The sequence below is a fragment of the Bacillus sp. YP1 genome, assembly GCF_000877815.1.
Classification (GTDB): Bacteria; Bacillota; Bacilli; order Bacillales; family Bacillaceae; genus Bacillus; species Bacillus subtilis.
In genome coordinates this window covers 1,327,425-1,351,175 of the sequence record NZ_CP010014.1, presented here as the reverse complement: position 1 = coordinate 1,351,175, position 23,751 = coordinate 1,327,425, and the positions used below count along the sequence as shown (strand labels likewise).

The window sequence follows — 23,751 nt, the reverse complement described above, 5'->3', positions numbered from 1 at the left end:
TGCTGCCAAGCCCCTATCAAACTGTCACATTAAAACGCAATCATGCGATAAAGCCCCCACAAGCCGGTTGTCGCAAACCGAAGCACAAGTATTGCTACGATTGGTGAAATATCCAGCATTGCAATCGGAGGAATGATTTTTCTGAATGGTTCGAGATATGGTTCACAAATCGAAGCCAAAAAACGCCCGACTGCTGTTTCCCTCGTACTCGGCACCCATGACATAAAAATATATATGATCAGGGCAAATGAGTATATTGTGATTAATAAGCTTAAAACCGAAAAAACTTGATAAAGGATCATCTCGCTTTACCACCTCTGATGTTCGTCTTCAGATATGAGCTCAGAAATTGTGCCTGATACATCTACGTTGTCAGGCGTGCAGAGGAAAATATCTGAGCCGATTCTTTGAATATCGCCGCCGATGGCATAAACGGTTCCGCTTAAAAAGTCAACAATCCGCTTCGCCTGGTCATGCTGTATCCGCTGAAGATTGACGACAACTGCCCGCCGGTTCTTCAAATGGTCGGCTATTTCCTGCGCCTCCGCATAAACGCGCGGCTCACTCAACACCACTTTAGAGGATTTCTGAACACTTTGCAAGCTCACTACATTCTGTTTGCCCGCAGGTTTATTCCCGTTGTAAGCCGGCTTTTCTTTTTGCTCATGCTCCTCATGAGATTCCCGCTCTGTCTCAATATATTCATATTCGTATTCTTCATCTTCCATTGAGAAAAAGTTTTTCAGTTTATTTTTCATACTCATTGCTGTACACCCCCTGTTTCATTTCCGACTAACGATGAGCCGATTCTAATATAAGTAGCTCCTTCTTCAATTGCAATTTCAAAATCATTTGACATGCCCATCGACAGTTCAGTACACGGAGCGTTCGGCTGGTTCAGCTTCTGAACCTGGTCACGGAGTTCTCTCAGCGACCTGAAACAGCTTCTGATCTGATCTTGATCATCAGTCAGCGGAGCCATTGTCATCAGCCCGGCAACAAGGATATGTTCGAAACCGGAAAGCTCCTGTATGAATGGAATGACTTCTTCTTTTTTCATGCCGTGTTTAGAAGGCTCAAGAGAGGTATTGACCTGCACAAAGCATCGTACAGTGCCTTCAGCCCGTTTTTCAATTTCTTTCGCTAATGAGAGCCGGTCTAGGGAATGGATATAGGAAACCGAATTGACGACAGATTTTGCTTTTCTTGATTGCAGACTGCCGATAAAATGCCATTCCGGATTCCCTTTCATCAATTCCTGTTTGCGGAGCAGTTCCGCATCCCGATTCTCTCCGAGGCAGGTGATGCCAGCATCTACTGCCTCCTGTGCTCTTTCAGGCGATACATATTTAGTGACTGCAATAACCGTAACTTCATCGGAGCTGCGGCCCGATCTGTTACATGCTTCGTTTATTCGTTCGTTTATATGTCGTAAATTATCAACAACACGCAAGATCTTTTATGCCTCCTTCATTCCGATAAAGGACATCATCCGTCCAGTTTTCCCCTGATCGCGGCGGTGAGAATAGAAAAGAGACGGCTCGCTTTCCGTGCATAAACCGCTGACAGAAATTTGTTCACTTGCCAAACCGCTGTCCATCAGTATAAGACGGTTCAGCTCTTTCAGATCAAGCTGATATTGTGCCTTTGCCGTCTGATTAACGGCAAGGTCTGCTGAAACCGGCAATGCGCGGACAGCATCCATGACGCGGTCGTCTACCGTATAGCATGCACCGCTGATAGACGGGCCAATAACAGCGTAAATATCTGAGGGATTTGAACCTTCCTTCTCAGTCCATTGCTTCACCATTTCTCTGCCAATCTGTTTGACGGTGCCTTTCCACCCGGCATGGGCGACTCCGACAAGCGACTGAACCGGATCATAAAAGAAAAGAGGCACACAATCAGCAAAGCATAATGCTAAAAATACATTTTTTTCATTTGTATAGAGCCCGTCCGTTGCTTTTAGAGCCGTGTGATACTCACGGGCGCCTTTTCCCCTATCCCTCTGCGTCACTTTCTGAACGCGATTATCATGTGTCTGATCAGCGAATACCCAAGACTGCAAATCAGTATTAAACATATCGGCAATATATTCACGATTTTTAACTACATCTGCATCTTTGTCATGAACGTGCAATCCTGTATTTAACGATTCAAAAGGCTTTTGGCTGACACCGCCGTTTTTTGTCGTAAATCCGGCAATGACCTCTTTGTTGTTTTGATTCGTTTGAGCCCAGTCTTGTATCATGAGTGTCGAGGGTGTGGTAAGACTGAATGGGTGATATGTATTCATGATGATCCAACCTTTCGACAAACATTTAAAGCGGAATTTCCCACTTATTTTACCACATCTTACTGCATTCGTTGAGCGCCGATTTGCATATTTCTAAATGAAATGTGCCGGAAGAATCGAGACTTCCGGCATTTTCCAATCTTCGGCAGACAAGCAGGTTTATGCATGTGGTTCACTTAATCGGACTAAGATTACATCTTCCCCGATTTTTACTATATTTCGCCATGGAATGACCAATTCCTCTTCTTTTCCAAAAAATCCGAGAACTTTCCCATTTCCTCCGAGTATGATCGCCTGAATTTTACCAGTGGTCACATTGATATCAATATCACCAATACTCCCCAGCTTTTTTCCGTTTGAGACATTGACGACATCCTTTACCTGAAATTCTGAAATGCTGATCATTCCATCACGTCCTTTTTCCGTCCTTTTGTTCAAGTATATGAACGGGCAGGCTGAACCTTGTCAGCAAGAAGAAATTTTCATGTCATTGTTCTTTTTTCCGGCTGCACCAGCTGATGATAAAATCGAGTATAATTTTTGTATACTCTACTAGCTGCTCAATCGATACCTTCTCGTTCACAGAGTGTGCATTGTGCAGATCTCCAGGACCGTATATTACGCATGGAATACCGGCATCATACAGCCATCCGCCATCTGTAACTGATTGAGAAACGTCAATAATTGGACACTCCCGTTTCACTTTCTGATGAGAGGCAGTTAGCGCTAAGACGCCTGGGTGGCCAGGGTCAACTTCCAATGCCGGAAAAATTTCTCCTCTGTCTTCTATCATAGATGAGCCTCCCCACTTGAATACAGGGCGGTTTTCCCTAAGCCAAATATCACTGTCACTCAGCCGATTGACGTAATCTTCTATTTCCGCTGCCACTTGGTCATGGGTTTCATTCGGATAAAAATGGACTGTGATCCACAACCGGCATTCGTCCGCTATAAAAGCCGCATGTCTGCCGCCTTCTATAACTGCCGGATTAATCGTATTTGTGCCGGGTTTAAAACCAGGATAACTTTTCATAATGGACCAGTGGCGCTCAAGTTCACCGAGCCCCGCAATGATTTTTGCCATTTTTTCAATTGCGCTTGCTCCGAATGTTCCTCCGCCTGCGTGAATCATATTCCGTCTCGTTCCATCATGAAATGTTTGACTGCTTTTGATTTCGATCCAGCCTGTAATGACACCCCCTTGGCCTTGAATATGCATATCGCTCGTATCCGCGACAATTGCAAAATCAGCGTGGTAGCCCCTCTTGCAGCATTCAAGTGTGCCGGCTTCTCCAACTTCCTCCCCAATAACCGATTGCAGAATCAGATCACCTGGAAGTTCAATGCCTGCTTCACGAATCAATTTGACAGCAAACAACACACACGCCATTCCGCCCTTCATATCGGAAGCGCCTCGACCGATTAAGAGACCGTTTTTTTCAATTGGATGAAATGGATCATGCTCCCATTCTTCATCCTCTTTTACCTCTGCCACATCTACATGGCCATTGATAATCAGGCTATAATAATCTGCTGAATCTGTTCCTTTTAGCTTCCCTACAACATTGGGATCTCCAGGGTACACATCCCATTTGTCGATCGAGAATCCCAATTCATTTAAATATCCCGCAATCCATGACTGAATGCCCTCTGTATTTCTTGCAGGCGGAGCAGGTGTTTGATAAGAAATCAGCGTTTTCGCAAGCTGAATAAGCTCCTCCTTATGTTCTTCCACTTTTTTGAGCAAAGAGTCTATTTGTTGATCCAATGTAAATCCGCTCCTATTCTTTAAAATCAAAAAAGCCGTTTCAAATGTGATGAAACGGCTTAATAAAAACAAACGGAGTCCGATGTACTCCGCTTTTCACCGCTTCCCTCCGCTGGCATGATCCAGATCAGGTCAAAAGGGTTGAGACAAAGTCTCTCTCAGCTTCGCAAAGCACCCCTAGGATGAATCTATATATGTTTGTCAGGCATTCGTTATCGGCTCAGCTCTTGTTAAAAACGGCCGATCCTGATTCCATAATACATGGATTGGCGTATCAAAAAAAGCGGAGAGTATTTGATCAGTAAGCATTTCCTTTATTTCTCCGGATCCAAAGACCTCTCCCTGTTTTAATAAAAGGGCTTTATCAAAGACAGGCAAAATTTCTTCAGCATGATGAGTCACATAAAGGATAGATGGTGCATTTTCTTTGTTTGCAATGTATGTAATCGTATCTAACAGCTTTTCCCGGGCAATAAAATCCAGTCCTGTGACTGGTTCATCCAGTATCAGCAACTCCGGATCGGCCATTAGTGCTCTAGCAATCAATGCTCTTTGTTTTTCCCCTTGAGAAAGGGTTTCATAGCGGCGATCGGCATATTCAATTGCTCCCAAGTCCTCTAACAAACCTATCGCTTTTTCCCTGGTTTCCTTACTTGGCGTTTCATATAACCCAATCGAAGCGTAAGCTCCGCTCAAAGCAATTTCAAAGGCTGAATCTGCCGGATACAATTTTTGCTGAAGAGCTGCTGAGACGAGGCCAATTTTACGTCTGAGCTTTTCCCCAAGCTCTGTTTTGCCAAATTCATGGCCGAGCACCTGCATCTCGCCTGATGTTGGAAAATAATATGAGCAAAGCATATTTAACAGCGCTGTCTTCCCGGCGCCATTTAGGCCGTAAAGCACCCAATTTTCCTTTTCTTCCACCTTCCAATGAATATCTCTCAGTATCCATTTCCCATTCCGTTTTAGTGAGACATTGTCAAGCTGCAAAATCATCGTGGTCCTCCTCTTTATTGCCTTTTATAATTGTTTTAATTTTCATAAAACTTTGTACGAACTAGGATACCTTACTTTTTCCAAAACGTAAACCATCCATAATCAATAGAAAAGCCTTTAAAACAACATCGTTTTAAAGGCTTTTCATTATTGATGAATATTTTTATTCATTTGTTTGATAGCCGCTTTTTCAAGTCTGGACACCTGCGCTTGAGAAATTCCGATTTCCTCGGCGACTTCCATTTGGGTTTTCCCTTGGAAGAATCGCTTTCTCAAAATCATTTTTTCCCTATCATTCAGCCTTCTCATGCCCTCTTTTAAAGCCAGCTCTTCAATCCATTGTGAATCTGTGTTACGCTCATCACTGATTTGGTCCATCACATAGATCGGGTCTCCGCCGTCGTTATAGATCGGTTCAAATAGAGAAACCGGATCCTGGATGGCATCAAGCGCAAATACAATTTCCTCATGCGGTACTTCAAGAACTTTTGCGATGTCTTCTGCAGTCGGCTCCTTGCTTGTCTCACTGATTAACCGCTCTCTTACCTGAAGCGCCTTGTAAGCGATGTCCCGGAGTGATCTTGAGACACGGATCGGGTTATTATCGCGTAAATACCTGCGGATCTCTCCGATAATCATAGGTACAGCGTATGTTGAAAACTTAACATTGTGGCTTAGGTCAAAATTATCAATGGATTTCATTAGTCCGATGCAGCCGACTTGAAATAAGTCATCAACATACTCCCCTCTGTTATTAAATCGTTGAATGACACTTAAGACAAGACGCAAGTTCCCGTTTACAAGCTTTTCTCTTGCTGAATCATCGCCTTCATCCTGCAGCTGCCTAAACAGCTTTCTCATCTCTTCATTCTTGAGTACTGGTAATTTGGAGGTATCCACCCCGCAGATTTCGACTTTATTTCTCGACACTTTTTTCCCTCCCTACAGGAGCTGCTGTACAACGTTAAGTATCTCCTTGGGTGGGAAAAATATGCACTGCACTCAGACCGAAAAACTGTCGAAATCAGGAAATCCCTGTAAAATCAAGGGGTTCTAACCATAAAATTTTTTACACCATTTTGTTGAACTCTTTTCTCAATCTTTTTATAATTCTTTTCTCAAGCCGCGAAATATAAGACTGAGAAATCCCCATCATATCCGCTACATCCTTTTGGGTTTTTTCTTCTTCACCGACAAGCCCAAACCGCAGCTCCATGATTTGCTTTTCTCTCTCATTAAGCTGTTCAAGCGCTTTTTTCAAGAGCTTTTTATCGACGTTAGCTTCTATGTCTTTAGTGATGATGTCATCGTCAGTGCCGAGCACATCAGAAAGCAAAAGCTCATTGCCGTCCCAATCAATATTAAGCGGTTCATCAAAGGAAACCTCTGAACGGATTTTGTTATTTCTTCTTAAATACATCAGGATTTCATTTTCTATACACCGGGAGGCATAGGTAGCAAGCTTGATTTTCTTTTCTGGATTGAATGTATTCACAGCTTTGATTAGACCGATAGTACCGATGCTGATTAAATCCTCTATATTAATTCCCGTATTTTCAAATTTACGGGCGATATATACGACCAGACGCAAATTGCGTTCAATTAGAATGGCTCGCGCCGCCTGATCGCCGTTTGGGAGCTTCATTAACAAAACCTGCTCCTCATCTTTAGATAATGGAGGCGGCAGGGCTTCACTCCCGCCTATGTAATAGACTTCATCACTTTTCAGCCCAAGTTTCATCAGCAGCTTATACCAGAGGTGCGTCAACCGTAATTTCAGTTTTTTCATCTTCCTCTCCCTTCTAAATGTCACGCCGTTTGAGTATGATAAGTAACGGACATTTGCGAACATTATGAAACGTGTTTGACAGCCTTGCCCGAAAGCATTTTCGGATGAATAATCGCGTCAAACTCTCCATCTGCCGACAGCTTTGTTGTGCTGATGCCGATTAAACATTTATCTGCAGAAATCATTTCTTCTTTTGTCATAATCGTTACGTGATCCGGTTTAACGCATAATAGAAATTGATTTTGCTGACCAACTCCCCTGTATGGAATCAACCTCATTTTATCTAAAAAGCGAAAGGAATCATCGAGCTGTTCGATGGCTTCCAATGGGTCTGTGTTTCGAATGATCATCGTTTCGGCTGTTCCGAAAATCGGCTCCAGTTTATCAATGTAAATGATCATTACCGGTGTTTTTGTAAGAGGATCGTACAGCTGGTTACCGGAATCAATCAGGCCTCTGACATGAAGTGTTTGGCTGCCCAAATCTGCCTGCACGCTGACTCGTTCCTCATATTGAATGTTTTTTGTTTCAATATCTTCAATTCTTCTTTTAGAAAAAAACCATAATACTGGAAAGCCCCCAACAATAAACAACCAGCTGATCGGGTCTCCAAACCCTGTTTGATTGGTAATCATAACACCGTTTTGAACAATAGAATTTGACTGCAGCAAAGAATGGGCTCCGATAATTCCTCCCCCCATTAAAAAAGTGGCAAAATAAAAGGAAAACAAATTTTGAAAGAAAAACCGAAATCTTTTAAAGCCAAATGTCACCACCACAATCACAACTGAAAAAGCTAGCTTCCCAGCCGGATGTTCAACAATCGGCGAAAAAGGAGTAAACATCAAAAGGACAATACTGGAACCGATGAACGCTCCGCCTACCAGTCTTCTTTTTTTTACATGCCGTTTTAAAATAAATGCCGTGAGCAAAAGCAAAAGTGCATCAAAACAAAAGTTTAACAGCCAAATGACATCTAAATAGATTTTCACATCTGACTCCTTTCTTTCTTGCCTCACGCTGTTCCCCTTCTTGCTTCATAAGTATAAAGCAAGCTCTGTGGGAAAGTCTGTCAATTAATGTTGAGAGGAAAATACAATTTTTCAGGGAAATCTGCTTAATTTGTCGAGGAAGTATAATGAGAGGATATAAAAAAAGCTGCCAATGACGGCAGCTTTTTCCCACTTAATTTTCTGTGTTGATATTAAGTTTTCCATTCGCAGTTTTTCTTGTTTCATTTCCATAATCATCTCGGACGATCACTTCTACTTTTGCTCCTTTTGCTTTAATAGAAGAAGTGGCTGTCCAATAGCCTTCATATCTCCCCGGAGAGATTTCTCTTAACGGGAGTTCGGTGGCATTTTGCACACTCGCTCTTGCATTGGTCAGCGGCATACGAATGATAAACGTTGCATCTAAATCCTCAGCGCTTGAGAAAGCGATTTTCACAGATTCACCGGCTTTTAAGTTTTTATCCTCTCCCGGAATTAAGCCGGAAATGACAGGCTTGTCAAAATTGACATCAATGACAGCCTTTTTCGTCGTTTTGTTGCCTGCTAAGTCTGTAGCAATCACCTTGATTTCATTGCTTCCATTCTCCAAAAGAATCCGGGCTGAGTATGAACCATCAGTTATTGTTGCTTTTTTGCCATTCACCTTGACGTCTTTCAAATTGTCATCGGATACTGCCCCTTTGACAGTCAGCGTTTCTTTATTTGTTTTCCCGCCATCCTTTGGAGTGTCCAGCGTTAACTCAGGCTTTTCTTGATCAAGCGTGACCGTGATTGGACTGGAGGCATCTGTTGTTCCGTTGTCAGTTGATGCAGTTGCCGTCAGCTCATTATCACCCTTGTTGAGTGTGATGCCTGTCTGGAACGTGCCGTCCGCGGCAGTTTTTGTTTCTCCTGCTTCTTTCTCATCATTATAAATGTGTACCGTTGTACTAGGAGAAGCTTTTCCTTTTACAGTGACGTTCTCCTTATTTGTGTATGATTTGTCTGTCGGTGAAGTAATCTCAGGTACAGCAGCTTCATAATTAACTAATGCGCGAATCATATAGTTACCGTCTGCTTCGTCACCCGGCTCCCATTGTCCACCTATATACTGCCAGTTGCGGCCGGAATTCTTGCCGGTTTCATCCATTGCCAGTCCAGGTGAATACGGGTCAGGTTTCGACTGGATATATACGAGATAAAAGTCTTTATCGACCATAATCCCTTTTGAACTGAGATCTACCTTAGTCCACTCGCCATTGCGAAGAGCTTCAGCGTTAAATGGCCCGGCAATTTTCTTGCCCGGTGCTCCGTCTTTTCCTGTGGCATCGTATACCTCAACCTTAAACTCTGTGCCGCCGGGATCAGGGAACTCTGTATCCCAGAATCTGAACAGCCCTCCTGTAAGCATGCCTTTGTCCTTGCCGTCAGCGAGCGTCATTTTTACTGCCCATCCGTTCCCGGCAGCAAAATAGGAATTGGCATTCTCCGCTGTTCCGTCATCATATGCAATTTCACCGGGATAACCGACGAAAGGCTTCAATGCAGTTTCTTTTGTAACGTCACCTTTTAACTCAACGGAAAATTCATCACTGTAATAACCCGGTGCAGCGACTTTAATCGTATAAGCGCCTTCATAGGCCTCCAGCGTATATTCACCTTTGTCGTTTGTCATAGCCGGTTCCACCGCAGCATCCTCTACAACATAAACGGAAGCGCCTTTTACCGGCTCTCCTGTCGTTTTATTGATGACCGTGCCTTTTAATGTGCCCTTCTTCATCTCTTCTAACGTAAAATTAGCTTGTGTCGTCTGATCCGTCTTTAAAGATACTTTTTGTGTTTTCGACTGATAACCATATGCTTCTGCCATAAGCGTATAGTCTCCCGCTTTGTGCTTCAGCGTGTACTGCCCTGTGGATTGATCTGAATATGTTGATTTTCCTGTTTCCACTACACTGACTTGTGCCCTGAGCGGCAAAACTTGAGGCTGTATAGCCTTGTTCTGATGTTTTACCGCTGTGTTTGCAGATGGCTTAGCCTTTTTCGGATTTACTGGCTTTTTCTTTTGCTTTCCAGACGGCTTTTCGACGCCCAGCTTATTCTTTTTGACTGTTTTTCCGGCTGATTTGTCAGAAAGCACTACATCATCAATATACCAGCCCTCTTTTGCAATGCTTTCATCAGATTGAAGGTTAAACATCACTTGAATGTTTTGGCCTTTATAAGCCGATAAATCAATTTCTTCGTCCGTCCAGCTTGATGTCTTTCCGTTATAGACACCAGCCTGCTCCCAATTCTTTTCACCTTCCGGAAGAACAAAAACGTAGCCGTAATCAAAATCATCCTCTAAATTGTGCCAGCTTTTAAATTGAAGGAACAGACTTCCTGAATCAGGTGCTTTAATAGGAGGCATAACAAGGTTCATGTTTGCTGAGTTGGCATAATTTCCTGTCAAATTCGTTCCATATACTTTTTCTCCGGATGCTGCTGTATTTGGGCCAGTTGACGGAACTCCCCATTCCCAGTTATTATTTGTTCCGCTCGCAACCCAGCCGCCGGGTGCAGTTTCAAAGTCCTGTTTATATCCCACCGTGATGCTTGGTTTCACTGTTACATCGTATACGTCAGACGAAACGACATGACCGCCAAAATCGTGAATCATCCACTTATAGCTTAGTTTAGTTCCTTTTATATCTGGGATCTCTGCCTGATACGTTCCTTTTAGATGATCACCGCTGATTCGTTTAGCCGTTATTTCTGTCCATTCACCTTGATCAAGCTTGTAGGACAGCTTTACAGATGTCACACTCACATTGTCTTCAGCTGTCAAAGTCAGTGGCAGGCTGCCACCTTCATAAGCTTCAGTTACTTTCTCATGCTGATAGACAGGAGGCTCTTGGTCATCCCCCTCTACAGAAACTTGTCCTTCCGCTTTCCCTAATCCATCTGTAACAGCGGATACAGCATCAAAAGCATTCACCAGACCATGGCCATATCCGTTATTCGGTGAATCAGGAAATGTTGAATCCGTGAGCGGTTCAGCCGTGCTGGTTAATATATCCTCCATCTCATCAACAGAAAGTGAGGCATTCGCCTGTTTCAGCAGTGCAGCAACAGCGGATACATGCGGCCCTGCCATTGATGTGCCGTCCCAACCATCCTCATATGTCTGACCGGGAACGGATGAACGAATATTAACGCCCGGTGCAGATATTTCCGGCTTTATTTCATCATATGGAGATGGCCCTTGAAGAGAAAAGTCAGCGAGCTTTTTATTGATATCAGTCGCTCCAGTTGCAAACGATTCTGGATAGTTTGCCGGATTTGCGATAGAACCAGGCCCGCCGGGAATAAAGAGATCCGTATTCCCCGCTGAAAACTCAGGGAAAATATCGGCCGCACGCCAGGCATTGACCATGTCTCTGTACCATTCATCAAGTCCAGAGCCCCCTCCCCATGAGTTATTGACAACATCAGGAGCCATTTCCGGGTGGGGATTTCCTTCCGCGTCCTTTGGTGCTAAAACCCATTCACCAGCTTCCAAAATGTCAGCATCAGTGCCGCCATCTTCAGAGAACGCTTTAACAGCAATCCATTTTGCGCCAGGCGCTACACCGATTTGATTTGTCCCATCCGGTTCAGAGCCCACCATCGTGCCTGTCACATGGGTTCCATGAGCCAAATCATCATAAGGGCTTGCCTCGCCTGCTACGGCATCATACCAGTTCATTTCATTTTCAGGCTCATTAGGATTTTCCGGATTATATCCGCGATATTTCTCTTTTAATGCCGGATGATTCCATTCCACACCGGTATCAATGGACGCAACAACCGTGCCAGTTCCATCATATCCAAGTGCCCAAGCTTTTGGGGCATCGATTTGGTCTACATTCCATTCCACACCGTCAGTTGCTTTAATAGCTTTCTGTGCTTTTTTCATATTAAATGGGGAGGATGACTTAAAAAGCTGCCGTTTCTCATTAGGAAGCACCTTTTCCACTTCGGGAAACTGCGCCACTTTTTCCATGACCTCTTTTGAGGCATGAACAGCAATCCCGTTCACCACATAATAAGAATGAATTTGGTCTGCATTTCCTTTATCTTTCTGGGTGTTCAAGTATTTTAGGACATCTTGCTGGGATTCATCGGCTGTGACTTTTAAAGATGACACAACAGCAGAACGCTTTTGATATTCCGTCTTAGCGGCAGACAGCTTCTTCGATTTCGCTTTTTTAACAGCCGCTTTTGCCGCTTTATCTGTGTTAGCCTGATCTTTAAATTTAATCAAAAAAGTTGTTTTTTCTTTCTTTTTAAAGCTTTTCTTTAATGAACTCGAAATCTTGTTTTGAATGGATTCCGCAGATTGAAGCTCCTTTTTAACAGAAGGTGAGGTGACTTTACTGCTTGCCCCGGCTGCTCCCGGAAACAGCAGTGAACTGATGACAACTGTACTTAAAACAGAGCTGATGAGTCTGTTTTTCGTTTTTTTCCTCATTTTCATCCCCCTTTTTCAACATGCTTTTTAAAAAAAGTGTCGTCCCTCCTTTTAATAATGAATGGTTTGTCAGAACATCGCTGTATATTAACTGTAGACAATCTGAATTACAGATATTGTCGTTTCATGTCATCCAATTTCCATATATATGAAAATGATAAAAATGTCACAAAAATAAATAGGTCTAATTATCTGTTTTGTTACTAAACGAAGGAAGCAATAGGGAAAAAGACTTTATAAGAAGGAAAGTGTGAAGAGAAAAACAAAAAAGGACAAAATCGAAAACGATTTTGTCCTTTACATTAGCCGCGTTTATTACGGTTTCTTAAGAATGTCGGGATGTCAAGCGTATCATCAGCCGGCTGTGAAGTATGACGGCTTACTGTGTTCTGCTGCTGAGGTTCCTCACGTTTTGGCTCACGCTTCGGAACACTTTGATTGTGTGTTTTGATGCTTTGATTTAAGCTTGGACGCTGAGGCTTCGTCACGTCCTTCTCTTGTTCGATAAAGCCGGTTGCAATCACTGTCACCACAATCTCATCTTTTAGATTTTCATTAATAACAGAACCGAAAATCATGTTTACGTCTTGATCAGACGCCGAAGCGACAATGTCTGCTGCTTCCTGAACCTCATATAGGCTGAGGTTTGTTCCTCCAGTGATGTTCATGAGGACGCCTTGCGCACCATCAATGGCCGCTTCAAGAAGCGGGCTGGAAATTGCTTTTTTTGCTGCCTCTGCCGCGCGATTTTCCCCAGTAGCAATACCGATACCCATCAAAGCAGATCCTTTGTTTGACATGATTGTTTTCACATCAGCAAAGTCAAGGTTGATAAGACCAGGTGTAGCAATCAAGTCAGAAATACCTTGAACCCCTTGGCGAAGTACGTTATCCGCTTCACGGAATGCTTCAAGCATCGGTGTGTTTTTATCAACAATTTCAAGGATACGGTCGTTCGGGATCACGATCAGTGTATCCACCGCTTCTTTCATTGCCGAGATTCCGCCTGCAGCCTGAAGCTGTCTTTTGCGTCCTTCGAAGGTAAACGGTCTTGTCACAACGCCGACTGTTAATGCGCCTAAGTCTTTCGCGATTTGTGCGATAACCGGTGCGGCACCTGTTCCTGTTCCGCCGCCCATACCAGCTGTCACGAATACCATGTCAGCACCTTTAAGTGCTTCTTCAATCTGCTCTTTGCTTTCTTCAGCGGCTTTTTTCCCGACTTCCGGATTCGCACCTGCTCCCAATCCTCTAGTCAGCTTTGCGCCGATTTGCATTTTCACTTCTGCTTTTGACAGGTTAAGAGCTTGAGCGTCCGTGTTTACCGCGATATACTCTACTCCTTGCACTTCATTTTCAATCATTCGGTTAACGGCGTTGTTACCGCCGCCTCCTACTCCGATTACTTTAATTGATGCTAAGCCGTCTATGTTTGTTTCGAACTCCAACATGCTAAATCCTCCTAATCTGCCGAATGACTATCTATCTATTCCCAAAACATGCTTAATAGTTTTTTCATTTTGCTCTGTTTATTATGTTCGGCTTGTGTTTTTTGTTTTCCTTTTGGCCGCTGCTGCACCTCATTTTGGTGATGATGCTGCTCTTGTTCCTCAGATGATGAGACTGCGATTTCCTGTATCGCTTCTTCAGGCATCTTAAAGCCTATTTTTCTGCCTTGGATTCTTGCATTCCGGCAGGCGAATTGGATCAGGCCCACTCCCGTCATATATTGAGGATCTCTTACACCGATATAATTCGGGCTTGCCACTCTGACATTGTTTTGCAGCACATCCTGTGCCAAAGACATGACACCCGGCATAGCTGCTTGTCCTCCTGTCAGCACGAAACCTCCCGGCAGATCGGTAATTCCCATACTGCGAAGCTCTTCTGAAACAATTTCAAGAATTTCCTCTACTCTCGCTTCAATGATATTCGCTGCTTCTTGCTGTGTAAATGTTTGTTTTTGATTGGTGCCTATAACGGTTACCTCAAAAATTTCATCTTCCGAGGCTTCGTCATAGTAGGCATGTCCAAATTGCTTTTTCACGCGTTCTGCTTCTTCTGTTGACGTTCTCAATCCGATGGAGATATCTTTGGTGATATTTTCGCCTCCGAGAGGAATGACACGGGTAGAAGTGAGATGTCCGTTCTGGAATACGGCAATGGTTGTTGACCCTCCCCCTATATCAATGAGAGCCACACCAAGGTTTTTCTCGTCCTTTGATAATGCAGCAGAACCGGCTGCCAGCGGCTGAAGGCAAATATCAGTTATTTCAATACCAGCTCTTTCAACGCAGCGGAGTAAATTATGTAAGATTGTTTTTGAACCGGTGATCAAGGTGCCCTCTACTTCTAAACGCACCCCCAGCATTTTTTTCGGGTCGGTGATTTCATCTCTTCCATCTACAATAAACTGTTTAGGAATGACATCGACAATCAGCTGTTCGTGCGGTACTGAAACAACCTGTGCCGCCTCCATGACACGGCGTACGTCTTCAACCTGAATTTCTTTATTTTCACTGGAAACTGCTACAACACCGTTTGTATCTTGAATATTGATATAATTTCCATTAACGCCGACAATAGCTTTTCTAAGCGGAAAACCTACCATTCTTTCAGCTTGGTCAAACGCTTTTCTTATAGAATGAACGGTCTCATCTATATCAACGATTGAGCCTTTTTTCAACCCTTCAGACGGTACATTTCCCACACCGATAATATTAAGGGAATCATCTGTCATTTCTCCGACGATCACTTTTGTATTGGACGTACCGATGTCAAGACTGACGTAAAGTTCATTGTTGTTCATTCTATGGCACCTCCTCACATTTCGATCATTTCTATTCTATTATTTGCGGAACAACAATACAATGAATGTGGCTTTACAAGTGTGTAACAAAAAATAACAACAGAATATTTTTATGTGTTTTTCACATTTTATGTTTATTGAAAATATTCGTTATATCCTATGTATATCCTCTTTTATATCACATTTTTTTTATTTTTTTTAGAAAGAGTCCACTTTGTTAGTAGATTTCTTCTGATAACGGCTATATTCTGAAATAATCTGACTCCAAATGCGAATATACCTGCTAAATACAAGTCTACACCAAGATGGACTCCCAGAAAAGCTAAACTTATTGCCAATATAATATTAAAAAAGAAACCGGAAACAAATACCATTTCATCATATGTACCTTGTAAATGCGCCCTGATTCCGCCGATTAATGTATCAAGTGCGGCAAGCACCGCAAGCGATAAATAGTTTGAGTATTCACTCGGTATCGTTAAGTTTGTCATTAGTCCAATCGCTATTCCGAGCACCAGTCCCAACACGGGCAGCCACATGACAATTCTCCTCCTTTTCAGTCTTTAAGCAGTTTCAGCTGTTGTACGTCCAGTGGTCTGTCATATGCTTTTAATGTTAGTTTGCTTTCAGATTTACCGGCTTTTAATGCTAAATTTTCAGATGCAAAAAGATCCTCAAGGCCTGACCCCTTCACTCTGCTGTGTAACATGTCCGGATCTTTGGCAAGCACTTTTACTGTTAAAGGATAATCGTCAAGGGCGTATCCGTCTATTTTTGTAGTGCCGTTTATATCTCTGATGACTGTATGATTCACAACTCTTCGCTCGTTAATCGAGATATGCTCTGCACCGTATGAGTTGAGTTCATTAATCAGCTTTTTCAGCAAATCCGGAGGCGGATTTTCGACCGGCTCTCCTGTTAAGCTTTCAGAAAAAAGCGGGGAAATCGTAATGACAATTCCGCTACCTGTTATATCGGTCATGCCGGCTGTTTTTTTTAAGGATTGCAAGGTATTATTTAGCGCGGTTTCTTTTGTCATTTCTTTCGTTTGCGAATAGCTATTCAGAAGTTTGTCATATTTGTTTATTTCAGACAGCAGCTTTTCCTGCTTCTTCTGCTCAGATGTCAGCTCTTCCCTAATATCCCACATATCTCTTGTATCCCGGACTTTGGGGTGCTTTAACGAATTAAACTGAACAGATATCATCAGGCCGAAGATGACCATAAGCACACTGATGCTTATGAAGGAACGCTTTATTTTCAATCTATTTCACCCGCTTTTTCAGTCATTCCTTCGTTTTCAGAATCGGTTTCATTTGTACATTTTTCTCTTTTTCTGCCGACACAGAAATATGATCCATTGACAGCTGATCAATTAGGCCTCCTGCGATATTTAACGAGGGCAGCAGGACATCTGGATCTCCAATAGCGGATACCGTAAACGGAGCGGGATGCTGCACCCCGTCTACCGTTACCACAGGACCATTGCATTTGATATACGAATCATGCGTCAAACGCTGTCCATTAACGGCGACAGCTGCCGCTCCTGAGATATACAGTTCGTTTACTACTTGGAAGATATGGCTTTCGTGAACGATGTAACTATTCACATTCTCCCCTTCCGGTATGTATGACGCATCTTCCAATGTCACCTCAACGCCTTCTCCCTGCACACCGACTTCCCCAATATACATCCTGTATTTTTCTGTATCTTCGAGGACATTATAGTATTCCGACTTCTCTTTCTTCAGCTTATTTTCCGCCTGGCGGACTTTGTTTTGCTTTTGATATAATTCTTTTTCAAGCTTCTTATTTTCTTTCTCTTGTTTCAGAAGTTCATCTCTCAGCGCATATTCTTTTTTCCACTCTTCCGTCTCAGCCGCGCTTTTGTTGTTTTCTTTTGTCATTTGAAAAGAAAATGAAATCAAAAAGCCTGCGATAAGCATAATCAAGGAAAGAAGGACTGCTGATTTGCCCCTCAATTTTCATCTTCCTTTTTAGCAGCTTTATCGTTTTTCCCAAACTCTTCAAAATAGGTGGCAACTTCTAAATGAATGATTCCTTTTTTATTGCTGCTTAGCTGAGAAATGATAGAAGGATACGTCTTCATTCGGTCTGCAAACGTTTTAATAGATGCAGTGACAACATAACCGTCGTTCATATACAACTTAATACGGTTTTCATCCATTTTTACAGGCGTATAATAAATTTCTGAAATCGACTGTTTTAACGAATTTGACAACGCATCGAGCTGCTTGGCCATTTGAGACCGCTTCTTCGCGTTTGTCCAATTCACTAAAATCGGTCCGGCATCATCCGGCGTTACTTCGTTTGGCAGAACTGAGCCGTTTTCAAGCACTTCATAGTACACATCGTCTTTTTCTAAATAAGCAATCGCTTTATATTCTTCGATTGCAATGTTGATTTTATTAGGAAGCGATTTGCTGATCTCCGCTTTTTTCACTAATTTATTTTGCTGAATCTTCTTTTCTGTTTTTTGCTTGTCCAAACTCCAAAACTCAGTATCTCCGCTGTTAATATCGGAAAGGTCGATAATTTCCTTTTTTGATACATTTTCATTCCCTGTAACAGAGATTGTTGATACTTTACTGATTGGTGTTTGCAGGTACACAATGATCAGCACCATAATAAAAAAGAGCATAATAAATGAAATGAGACGGCGGTTTGCCTTTTGTTTCCTCTGCTCTTTAATTTTAGGGATCCGCTCTTCAATGTTAACGATTTTTTCTCGGTCTTGACCCGGGTTCATTGCCTGTTCACCTCATTCAAATGAAACAGCTGTTAAAAGTCTGTCTATTCCAAAACAAACGGCATACTATGATGCCGTTTGTCGTTTGCTTACAGTATATCATATGAACAGCTTCAGTCAGAACTTGAATCAGCGATTTCCGCCGATGATTTCAACCTCTGTGTGCATATCAATCTCGTATTTTTCACGGATTGTCTTTTTCACATGGTCAATGAGATCAAGCACATCTTTTGCTGATGCTCCTCCCGCATTGACGATGAAGTTTCCGTGCATCTCCGATATCTTTGCACCGCCGATTTGATATCCTTTCAAGCCTGCTTTTTCTACAAGGTTCCCGGCATGATTCGGAAGCGGATTTCTGAATATGCTTCCCGCACAAGGGCTTGAATACGGCTGTGTATTTTTTCTATAGTCTTTATTGCTTTGCATTTGCTGAACGATTGATTCCTTATCCTTCTGCTCAAGCTGCAAAACAGCTTCAAGGCAAACGCCCGGGCGTTTCTTTTGCAGTACAGATGTCCTGTAGCTGAAATCCATCTGCTCATTTGTCAGCCACTCAATCGTTCCGTCTTCAAATAAAATATGCGCTTTGACGAGGATCTCGCTCATATCAGAACCGTGAGCGCCGGCATTCATATAAACCGCTCCGCCGACTGATCCTGGAATGCCGGCAGCAAATTCCAAACCGGACAGGCCTTTTTTGCTCAATGATGTAGCAAGGCGGACCACCGAATAACCGCCTCCGACTGTTACTTGTTCCCCTTCAAGCTCCAAATGGTCAAGACCCGCCCCCAGCTTGATCACTACGCCTCTAATTCCTTCATCTAAAACAAGAAGATTTGATCCGCGGCCGATGACTGTCCACTTCACATCATATTTTTTAATCACGTCCATGATGTCTTTAACAGCATCTACACTGCTTGGAATGACCAATACATCCGCAGGTCCGCCGATTTTCATCGTTGTATGATTCGCGAGCGGTTCATTTGCAAGAACCTTGCCGACTTCTCGTTCTTTTAATTCCTGTATCACTTTCTCCATCGTAAACCTCCGCATTCCATTTGCTTTTCTACTATTTTTTTAATTCCTCGAGTACGCTGTATAAACGGGCAGCCGCGTCAGGAACACCGAGTGACTTTGTTCGTTCGCTCATTTCCTTTAACGTTTGCTCATTCAGTACAATCCGGTCTAGCGCTTCAATCAGCTTCTCCCCGCTGAGCTCTGTTTCTTTCAGTACAATCGCCGCATCATGCTGGCCAAGAGATCTCGCATTGACCTCCTGGTGATTCGCTGTCACATATGGACTTGGGATCAGAACACTTGGGATTCCGAGAGCAGTAATTTCGGCAATCGTTGTCGCACCGGCTCTGGCCACAATGACATCAATGGCCTTTAAATACTCAGGCATTTGATGAAGAAACGGCTTTGTGACCATATTATCAGCGGCACCCTTGCTTTTCAGCTCATTCATTACTTTTTCATAGTGAACTTCACCGGTGATATACAGCACTTGATAGTCTCTTGTTTTCAGCGCATCCTGCATGTCAATGACAGCGCGGTTAATCGGTGCAGCGCCTCGGCTTCCGCCGAAAATTAAGACCGTTTTTTTGTCTTCAGAAAGCCCAAATTCAGCCAATGATCGTCCCGTCTTTATTGAGACGACTTCAGAGGCTCTCGGGTTTCCCGTAAATACAACTTTCTCGCTAGGAAAATGTGATTTCGCTTCTTCAAAACAAATCGCTACTTTATTAACATATTTTGAAAGAAACTTATTCGTGATGCCCGGCAGGCTGTTTTGTTCGTGGACAATAGTCGGAATTCCCATTTTCGCAGCGGCATAGACAACCGGCCCACATACATAACCGCCCGTTCCAATTACGGCATCGGGCTTAAATTCCGCTAAATACGATTTACTCTTTTTGACGCCCTTTAGAAAACGCATCACAGTCTTGACATTTTCAAATGACAATTTTCTTTTAAATCCTGTAATTTCAATTGAACGAAACGGTATATTCTCCCGCTCAACAATTTTTTTCTCCAGCCCGTTTTCTGTTCCGATATATAAAAATTCCACATTAGGATGACGTCTTTGCACTTCTTTAATAAAAGCAAGCGCAGGATAAATATGTCCCCCTGTACCGCCTCCGCTTATTGCAATTCGCATTTCTTTTTTCCCCCAGTCTAAGTTTCTCTATAACATAACGATAACCCTGTTTTGTTGGACAGGGTTATCGCATCAATTGTTTCCAAGCTTCATGTTAGACAGGAGGCTTGGAAATACATTCGTTAATACCTCGAGTAGCGGCTTACATTCAGCAGCACACCAACTGCTATCAGCATTAGAGTCAATGAAGAGCCTCCGTAGCTCAGAAACGGGAGCGTGATGCCTGTTACAGGAATCAGGCCCGTGACTACGCCGATATTTATCATGACTTGAATGGCAATCATTGAAATAATGCCGACTGCGACAAAGCTTCCGTACAGATCAGGCGCACCAAGCGCAATTCTGATTCCTCTCCACAGCAGGACGCTGAAGAGGAGCAAAATAAGTGTTCCCCCGATAAAGCCCAGCTCCTCTGACAAGATGGCGAAAATAAAGTCTGTTTGCGGCTCAGGCAGATAAAAGAACTTCTGTCTGCTTTGTCCGAGCCCCATTCCGAACAACCCGCCGGGCCCCACTGCATAAAGCGATTGAATGATCTGAAATCCGCTTCCGAGCGGGTCTTCCCATGGATTTAAGTATGAGGTAATCCGCTTTATCCGATATGGAGCCGATAGTACGAGCCCGACAAATCCGCTGAGGCCGATCAGTCCGAGAAAGACGAAATGGGCGATCCGCGCGCCGGCTACAAAAATCATGACAATACAAGTTCCGACCATAACTGTCCCCGTTCCGAGGTCAGGCTGGCACATAATAATCAAAAATGCTGAAAACACGATGCCAAGTGCAGGGACGAACCCCCGTCTGAACGATGTGATGTTTTTTTGTTTTTCAGAGAGAAATTTAGCAAGGAATGCAATCATCGCAAGCTTCATAAACTCTGAAGGCTGTATGCTGAATGCTCCGACTCCGATCCAGCTTCTTGAACCGTTCCGCACCATTCCGACACCCGGTATCAAAACAAGCACCAGAAGGAAAAAGCAGATAACCATCAGCAATTTGGACCATGTCCTCCAAGTCCAATAATCAACATTCATGATAAAAAACATAGCAATGACGCCGATTCCCGCAAACAAAAGCTGCCGTTTCGCGAAAAAGAATGAGTCGTCAAATTTATAATCCGCCCATACCGCACTCGCACTGTACACCATAATTAATCCGATTGTTAATAATAATAACGTAATGATGACCAATAACAAATCAGGCGATGTTTTTTTAGTAGTCAAAGCAATCGACACCCCAAGCTTAAAGTCATTAGGGCTGCCGATTTACTTCAAGACAAGCCCTTACTTAAGCATATGCACGGCATCTATAAACATGTCACCGCGTTCTTCAAATGTTTTGAATTGATCCCAGCTCGCACACGCGGGTGACAGCAGGATGACATCTCCTTCATTTGAGAACGCAAACGCCGCAGATACTGCTTGTTCAACATTATCGACACGTTTGACATGTTGTATTCCCAGTTCATTGCCGAGTTTCTCGAGTTTTGGCGCCGTCTGGCCAAATGTAAGCACTGCTTTGACATGCTTCATATAAGGTTTCAAGTCATCAAAACCATTTCCGCGATCCAGTCCGCCCGCAAGCAGAATGACCGGCTTATCAAAAGCTGAAAGCGCCTTGCTTGTCGCCAGAATGTTTGTTGCTTTACTGTCGTTATAAAATTTGCGGCCATTCACAGTTGTGACATATTGGAGGCGGTGCTTCACACCAGTAAAGCTTGTCAGCACCTTTTTAACCGCCTCATTGGATGCTCCTGCCGTTTTCACAACTGCAATAGCTGCTAAAATGTTCTCCAGGTTATGGGCACCGGGCAGCACAACCTCTTCCAGAGGAAGAATGGCTTCGCCGTTAAACATAATCATACTGTCTTTTACATATGCGCCCTGTTCAAGCGTTTTGCTGACTGAAAACGGGACGATTTCGGCTTTTCCGGCTTCAGCAAGACGCACGACGGTTTCATCATCCTGGTTGACAATGGCTTTATCTGAAGCAGTCTGATGAAGGTACACTTTCTGTTTCGCTTTTTCATAGTTTTCGCGCGTATGGTGATAATCCAGATGGGCGTCAAATACATTTAAAATCAGGCTGATTTCCGGTCTGAAAGCGTGTGTTCCCATCAGCTGAAACGAAGACAGTTCAGTAACGATCCATTCATCTCCATCAGCATGATAGGCAACCTCACTTGCGACTGTGCCGATGTTTCCGGCAATCAGTGCTTTTTGCGAGTCAGCTTTGAGCATTTCGTAAATTAGCGTTGTCGTGGTCGTTTTACCGTTCGATCCGGTAATCCCGATAAACTTGGCGCTGGTCAGGTAGTAAGCGAGCTCAATTTCCGTCCAAACCGGAATGCCTCTTTTCTCCGCTTCCTGAACCATAATATTTTCATAAGGAATTCCCGGGTTTTTGATCAGAATCGTGATTTGATGCTGATCGAACAGAGAAACTGGATGCTCTCCGCAAACAACTTCGATTCCTTTTTCAGAAAGCTTTTGTGCCGGTTCATTTTCTTCAAAAGGCTTTTGATCATTGACTGCAACATAAATGCCTTTTTCATGAAGAATGGAGGCCGCCGCATATCCGCTTTTCGCAAGCCCAAGGATTAAAAAATGCTGTTTCTGTAAAAATTGATCATTTTCCACTTATAACCACACCTCGATGTAAATTCCTAAAACGGCAAGCAAAAGTCCCGCAGCCCAAAACGTCACGACTACTCTCCATTCAGACCAGCCGACAAGCTCATAATGGTGATGAAGCGGACTCATTTTAAAGATTCGTTTACCTGTCGTTTTAAAGCTGATGACCTGCAAAATAACAGATAATGTCTCGATAACGAATACACCGCCGATGATAACCAGCAGGATCTCTAATTTCGTTAAAATGGCAATGGTAACGATGGCTCCTCCCAATGCAAGCGATCCCGTATCTCCCATAAAAACTTTGGCCGGATGAGCATTAAATACAAGGAAGCCCAGAACTGCACCGACAACGGCAACTGAGAAAATCGCTACGTCATATTGAGACTGATTCCATGCCAGAATGGCAAAGGCGCCAAAGGCAATCGCCGCAGTACCGGATAATAACCCGTCAAGGCCGTCAGTCAGGTTAACTGCGTTTGATCCGCCGACTAGCATAAAGAGCACAAGGATAAAGTAAGCCCAGCCAAGATCAAATGATAAGTCAGTTCCAGGAATGCGAATATCAGTCGCAAAATTGTAGTAATGATACACGGCGTAAAATACAACTGCAATAATAATTTGTCCGATCAGCTTTTGCTTTGATGTCAACCCAAGATTGCGCTTCATGACAACCTTGATGTAATCATCTAAAAAGCCAAGCAAACCGTAGCCTAGCGTAACAAACAGAAGCAGCACCATTTCGGGGCTTATTTCTGAAAACTTCTGTGTCATCACAATTGTTGTCACTATGATAGAAAGTATGATCATGACCCCGCCCATTGTCGGTGTCCCTGATTTTTTCTGATGTGATTTCGGTCCTTCTTCTCTAATACTCTGGCCGAATTTTAATCTTCTTAAAAACGGAATAAGAATCGGAGAGAGCAGAACACTAATTAAAAACCCCATTAAAATTGTAAACAGAATGACTTGCTCAAGCATTGTCCTTTTCTCCTCCTGTTTCTTTCAAACGACATACGTAGTTATCATATTCATGATT

The 23,751-nt window shown here is 43.2% G+C and carries 22 protein-coding genes and 1 riboswitch; all 22 genes read right to left on the bottom strand.

Annotation, left to right across the window (positions count from 1 at the left end; genetic code table 11):
* Window positions 1-29: 29 nt before the first annotated feature.
* The 22 genes from QF06_RS06725 to mraY all read right to left on the bottom strand — a co-directional run bounded on the left by QF06_RS06725 (window position 30) and on the right by mraY (window position 23,693).
* A complete protein-coding gene (locus QF06_RS06725) occupies window positions 30-302 on the bottom strand; it encodes a YggT family protein (protein ID WP_003221463.1) in 273 nt (90 codons plus the stop codon).
* Between the two features lie 6 nt (window positions 303-308).
* Window positions 309-764 (bottom strand): cell division protein SepF, encoded by a 456-nt coding sequence (gene sepF / locus QF06_RS06720; RefSeq protein WP_003244791.1) that lies wholly within the window; start codon window positions 762-764, stop codon window positions 309-311.
* A complete protein-coding gene (locus QF06_RS06715) occupies window positions 761-1,453 on the bottom strand; it encodes a YggS family pyridoxal phosphate-dependent enzyme (protein ID WP_003245324.1) in 693 nt (230 codons plus the stop codon). The genes sepF and QF06_RS06715 overlap by 4 nt, the downstream gene beginning before the upstream one ends.
* 6 nt (window positions 1,454-1,459) lie before the next feature.
* Complete coding sequence (pgeF, locus tag QF06_RS06710) at window positions 1,460-2,296, bottom strand: peptidoglycan editing factor PgeF (protein WP_041850854.1); 837 nt, start codon at window positions 2,294-2,296, stop codon at window positions 1,460-1,462.
* 159 nt (window positions 2,297-2,455) lie between these two features.
* Window positions 2,456-2,701, bottom strand: coding sequence for a YlmC/YmxH family sporulation protein (locus QF06_RS06705; protein ID WP_003232153.1), 246 nt, complete (start codon window positions 2,699-2,701; stop codon window positions 2,456-2,458).
* 82 nt (window positions 2,702-2,783) lie between these two features.
* Window positions 2,784-4,064 (bottom strand): N-formyl-4-amino-5-aminomethyl-2-methylpyrimidine deformylase, encoded by a 1,281-nt coding sequence (gene ylmB / locus QF06_RS06700; RefSeq protein WP_041851058.1) that lies wholly within the window; start codon window positions 4,062-4,064, stop codon window positions 2,784-2,786.
* A gap of 87 nt (window positions 4,065-4,151) precedes the next feature.
* A riboswitch (TPP riboswitch) is annotated at window positions 4,152-4,253 on the bottom strand.
* Between the two features lie 12 nt (window positions 4,254-4,265).
* Window positions 4,266-5,060 carry an ABC transporter ATP-binding protein gene (locus QF06_RS06695; protein ID WP_029317772.1) on the bottom strand — a complete coding sequence of 265 codons (795 nt, stop codon included), beginning with the start codon at window positions 5,058-5,060 and terminating at the stop codon, window positions 4,266-4,268.
* Window positions 5,061-5,207: 147 nt separating this feature from the next.
* Complete coding sequence (sigG, locus tag QF06_RS06690; RefSeq protein WP_009967190.1) at window positions 5,208-5,990, bottom strand: RNA polymerase sporulation sigma factor SigG; 783 nt, start codon at window positions 5,988-5,990, stop codon at window positions 5,208-5,210.
* Window positions 5,991-6,129: 139 nt separating this feature from the next.
* Window positions 6,130-6,849 carry an RNA polymerase sporulation sigma factor SigE gene (gene sigE, locus QF06_RS06685; protein WP_003221446.1) on the bottom strand — a complete coding sequence of 240 codons (720 nt, stop codon included), beginning with the start codon at window positions 6,847-6,849 and terminating at the stop codon, window positions 6,130-6,132.
* Window positions 6,850-6,911: 62 nt separating this feature from the next.
* On the bottom strand, window positions 6,912-7,841 hold the full coding sequence (spoIIGA, locus tag QF06_RS06680) for a sigma-E processing peptidase SpoIIGA (RefSeq protein ID WP_038828183.1): 930 nt from the start codon (window positions 7,839-7,841) through the stop codon (window positions 6,912-6,914).
* 193 nt (window positions 7,842-8,034) lie between these two features.
* A complete protein-coding gene (locus QF06_RS06675) occupies window positions 8,035-12,336 on the bottom strand; it encodes a bacillopeptidase F (RefSeq protein WP_041850855.1) in 4,302 nt (1,433 codons plus the stop codon).
* A 302-nt stretch (window positions 12,337-12,638) separates the two neighbouring features.
* Window positions 12,639-13,787 (bottom strand): cell division protein FtsZ, encoded by a 1,149-nt coding sequence (gene ftsZ / locus QF06_RS06670; protein ID WP_003232167.1) that lies wholly within the window; start codon window positions 13,785-13,787, stop codon window positions 12,639-12,641.
* Window positions 13,788-13,822: 35 nt separating this feature from the next.
* Window positions 13,823-15,145 (bottom strand): cell division protein FtsA, encoded by a 1,323-nt coding sequence (gene ftsA, locus QF06_RS06665; RefSeq protein WP_003232169.1) that lies wholly within the window; start codon window positions 15,143-15,145, stop codon window positions 13,823-13,825.
* Window positions 15,146-15,318: 173 nt separating this feature from the next.
* Entirely contained in the window at window positions 15,319-15,684 is a 366-nt protein-coding gene (locus QF06_RS06660) for a small basic family protein (RefSeq protein WP_003238683.1), read from the bottom strand.
* Window positions 15,685-15,701: 17 nt separating this feature from the next.
* Window positions 15,702-16,409 (bottom strand): DUF881 domain-containing protein, encoded by a 708-nt coding sequence (locus QF06_RS06655; RefSeq protein WP_015252136.1) that lies wholly within the window; start codon window positions 16,407-16,409, stop codon window positions 15,702-15,704.
* 22 nt (window positions 16,410-16,431) lie between these two features.
* The gene (locus QF06_RS06650; RefSeq protein ID WP_015483203.1) at window positions 16,432-17,127 is read right to left on the bottom strand and encodes a DUF881 domain-containing protein; all 696 of its coding nucleotides are present in this window, start codon (window positions 17,125-17,127) and stop codon (window positions 16,432-16,434) included.
* Complete coding sequence (divIB, locus tag QF06_RS06645; RefSeq protein WP_003232178.1) at window positions 17,124-17,915, bottom strand: cell division protein DivIB; 792 nt, start codon at window positions 17,913-17,915, stop codon at window positions 17,124-17,126. The genes QF06_RS06650 and divIB overlap by 4 nt, the downstream gene beginning before the upstream one ends.
* Window positions 17,916-18,044: 129 nt before the next feature.
* Complete coding sequence (murB, locus tag QF06_RS06640) at window positions 18,045-18,956, bottom strand: UDP-N-acetylmuramate dehydrogenase (RefSeq protein ID WP_003232182.1); 912 nt, start codon at window positions 18,954-18,956, stop codon at window positions 18,045-18,047.
* 31 nt (window positions 18,957-18,987) lie between these two features.
* Window positions 18,988-20,079, bottom strand: a complete 1,092-nt coding sequence (murG, locus tag QF06_RS06635) for an undecaprenyldiphospho-muramoylpentapeptide beta-N-acetylglucosaminyltransferase (protein ID WP_029317768.1) — start codon at window positions 20,077-20,079, stop codon at window positions 18,988-18,990.
* Between the two features lie 122 nt (window positions 20,080-20,201).
* Window positions 20,202-21,302 carry a stage V sporulation protein E gene (spoVE, locus tag QF06_RS06630; protein WP_043940113.1) on the bottom strand — a complete coding sequence of 367 codons (1,101 nt, stop codon included), beginning with the start codon at window positions 21,300-21,302 and terminating at the stop codon, window positions 20,202-20,204.
* 60 nt (window positions 21,303-21,362) lie between these two features.
* Window positions 21,363-22,718 (bottom strand): UDP-N-acetylmuramoyl-L-alanine--D-glutamate ligase, encoded by a 1,356-nt coding sequence (murD, locus tag QF06_RS06625; RefSeq protein WP_043940112.1) that lies wholly within the window; start codon window positions 22,716-22,718, stop codon window positions 21,363-21,365.
* Entirely contained in the window at window positions 22,719-23,693 is a 975-nt protein-coding gene (mraY, locus tag QF06_RS06620; RefSeq protein ID WP_003232192.1) for a phospho-N-acetylmuramoyl-pentapeptide-transferase, read from the bottom strand.
* Window positions 23,694-23,751: the final 58 nt, after the last annotated feature.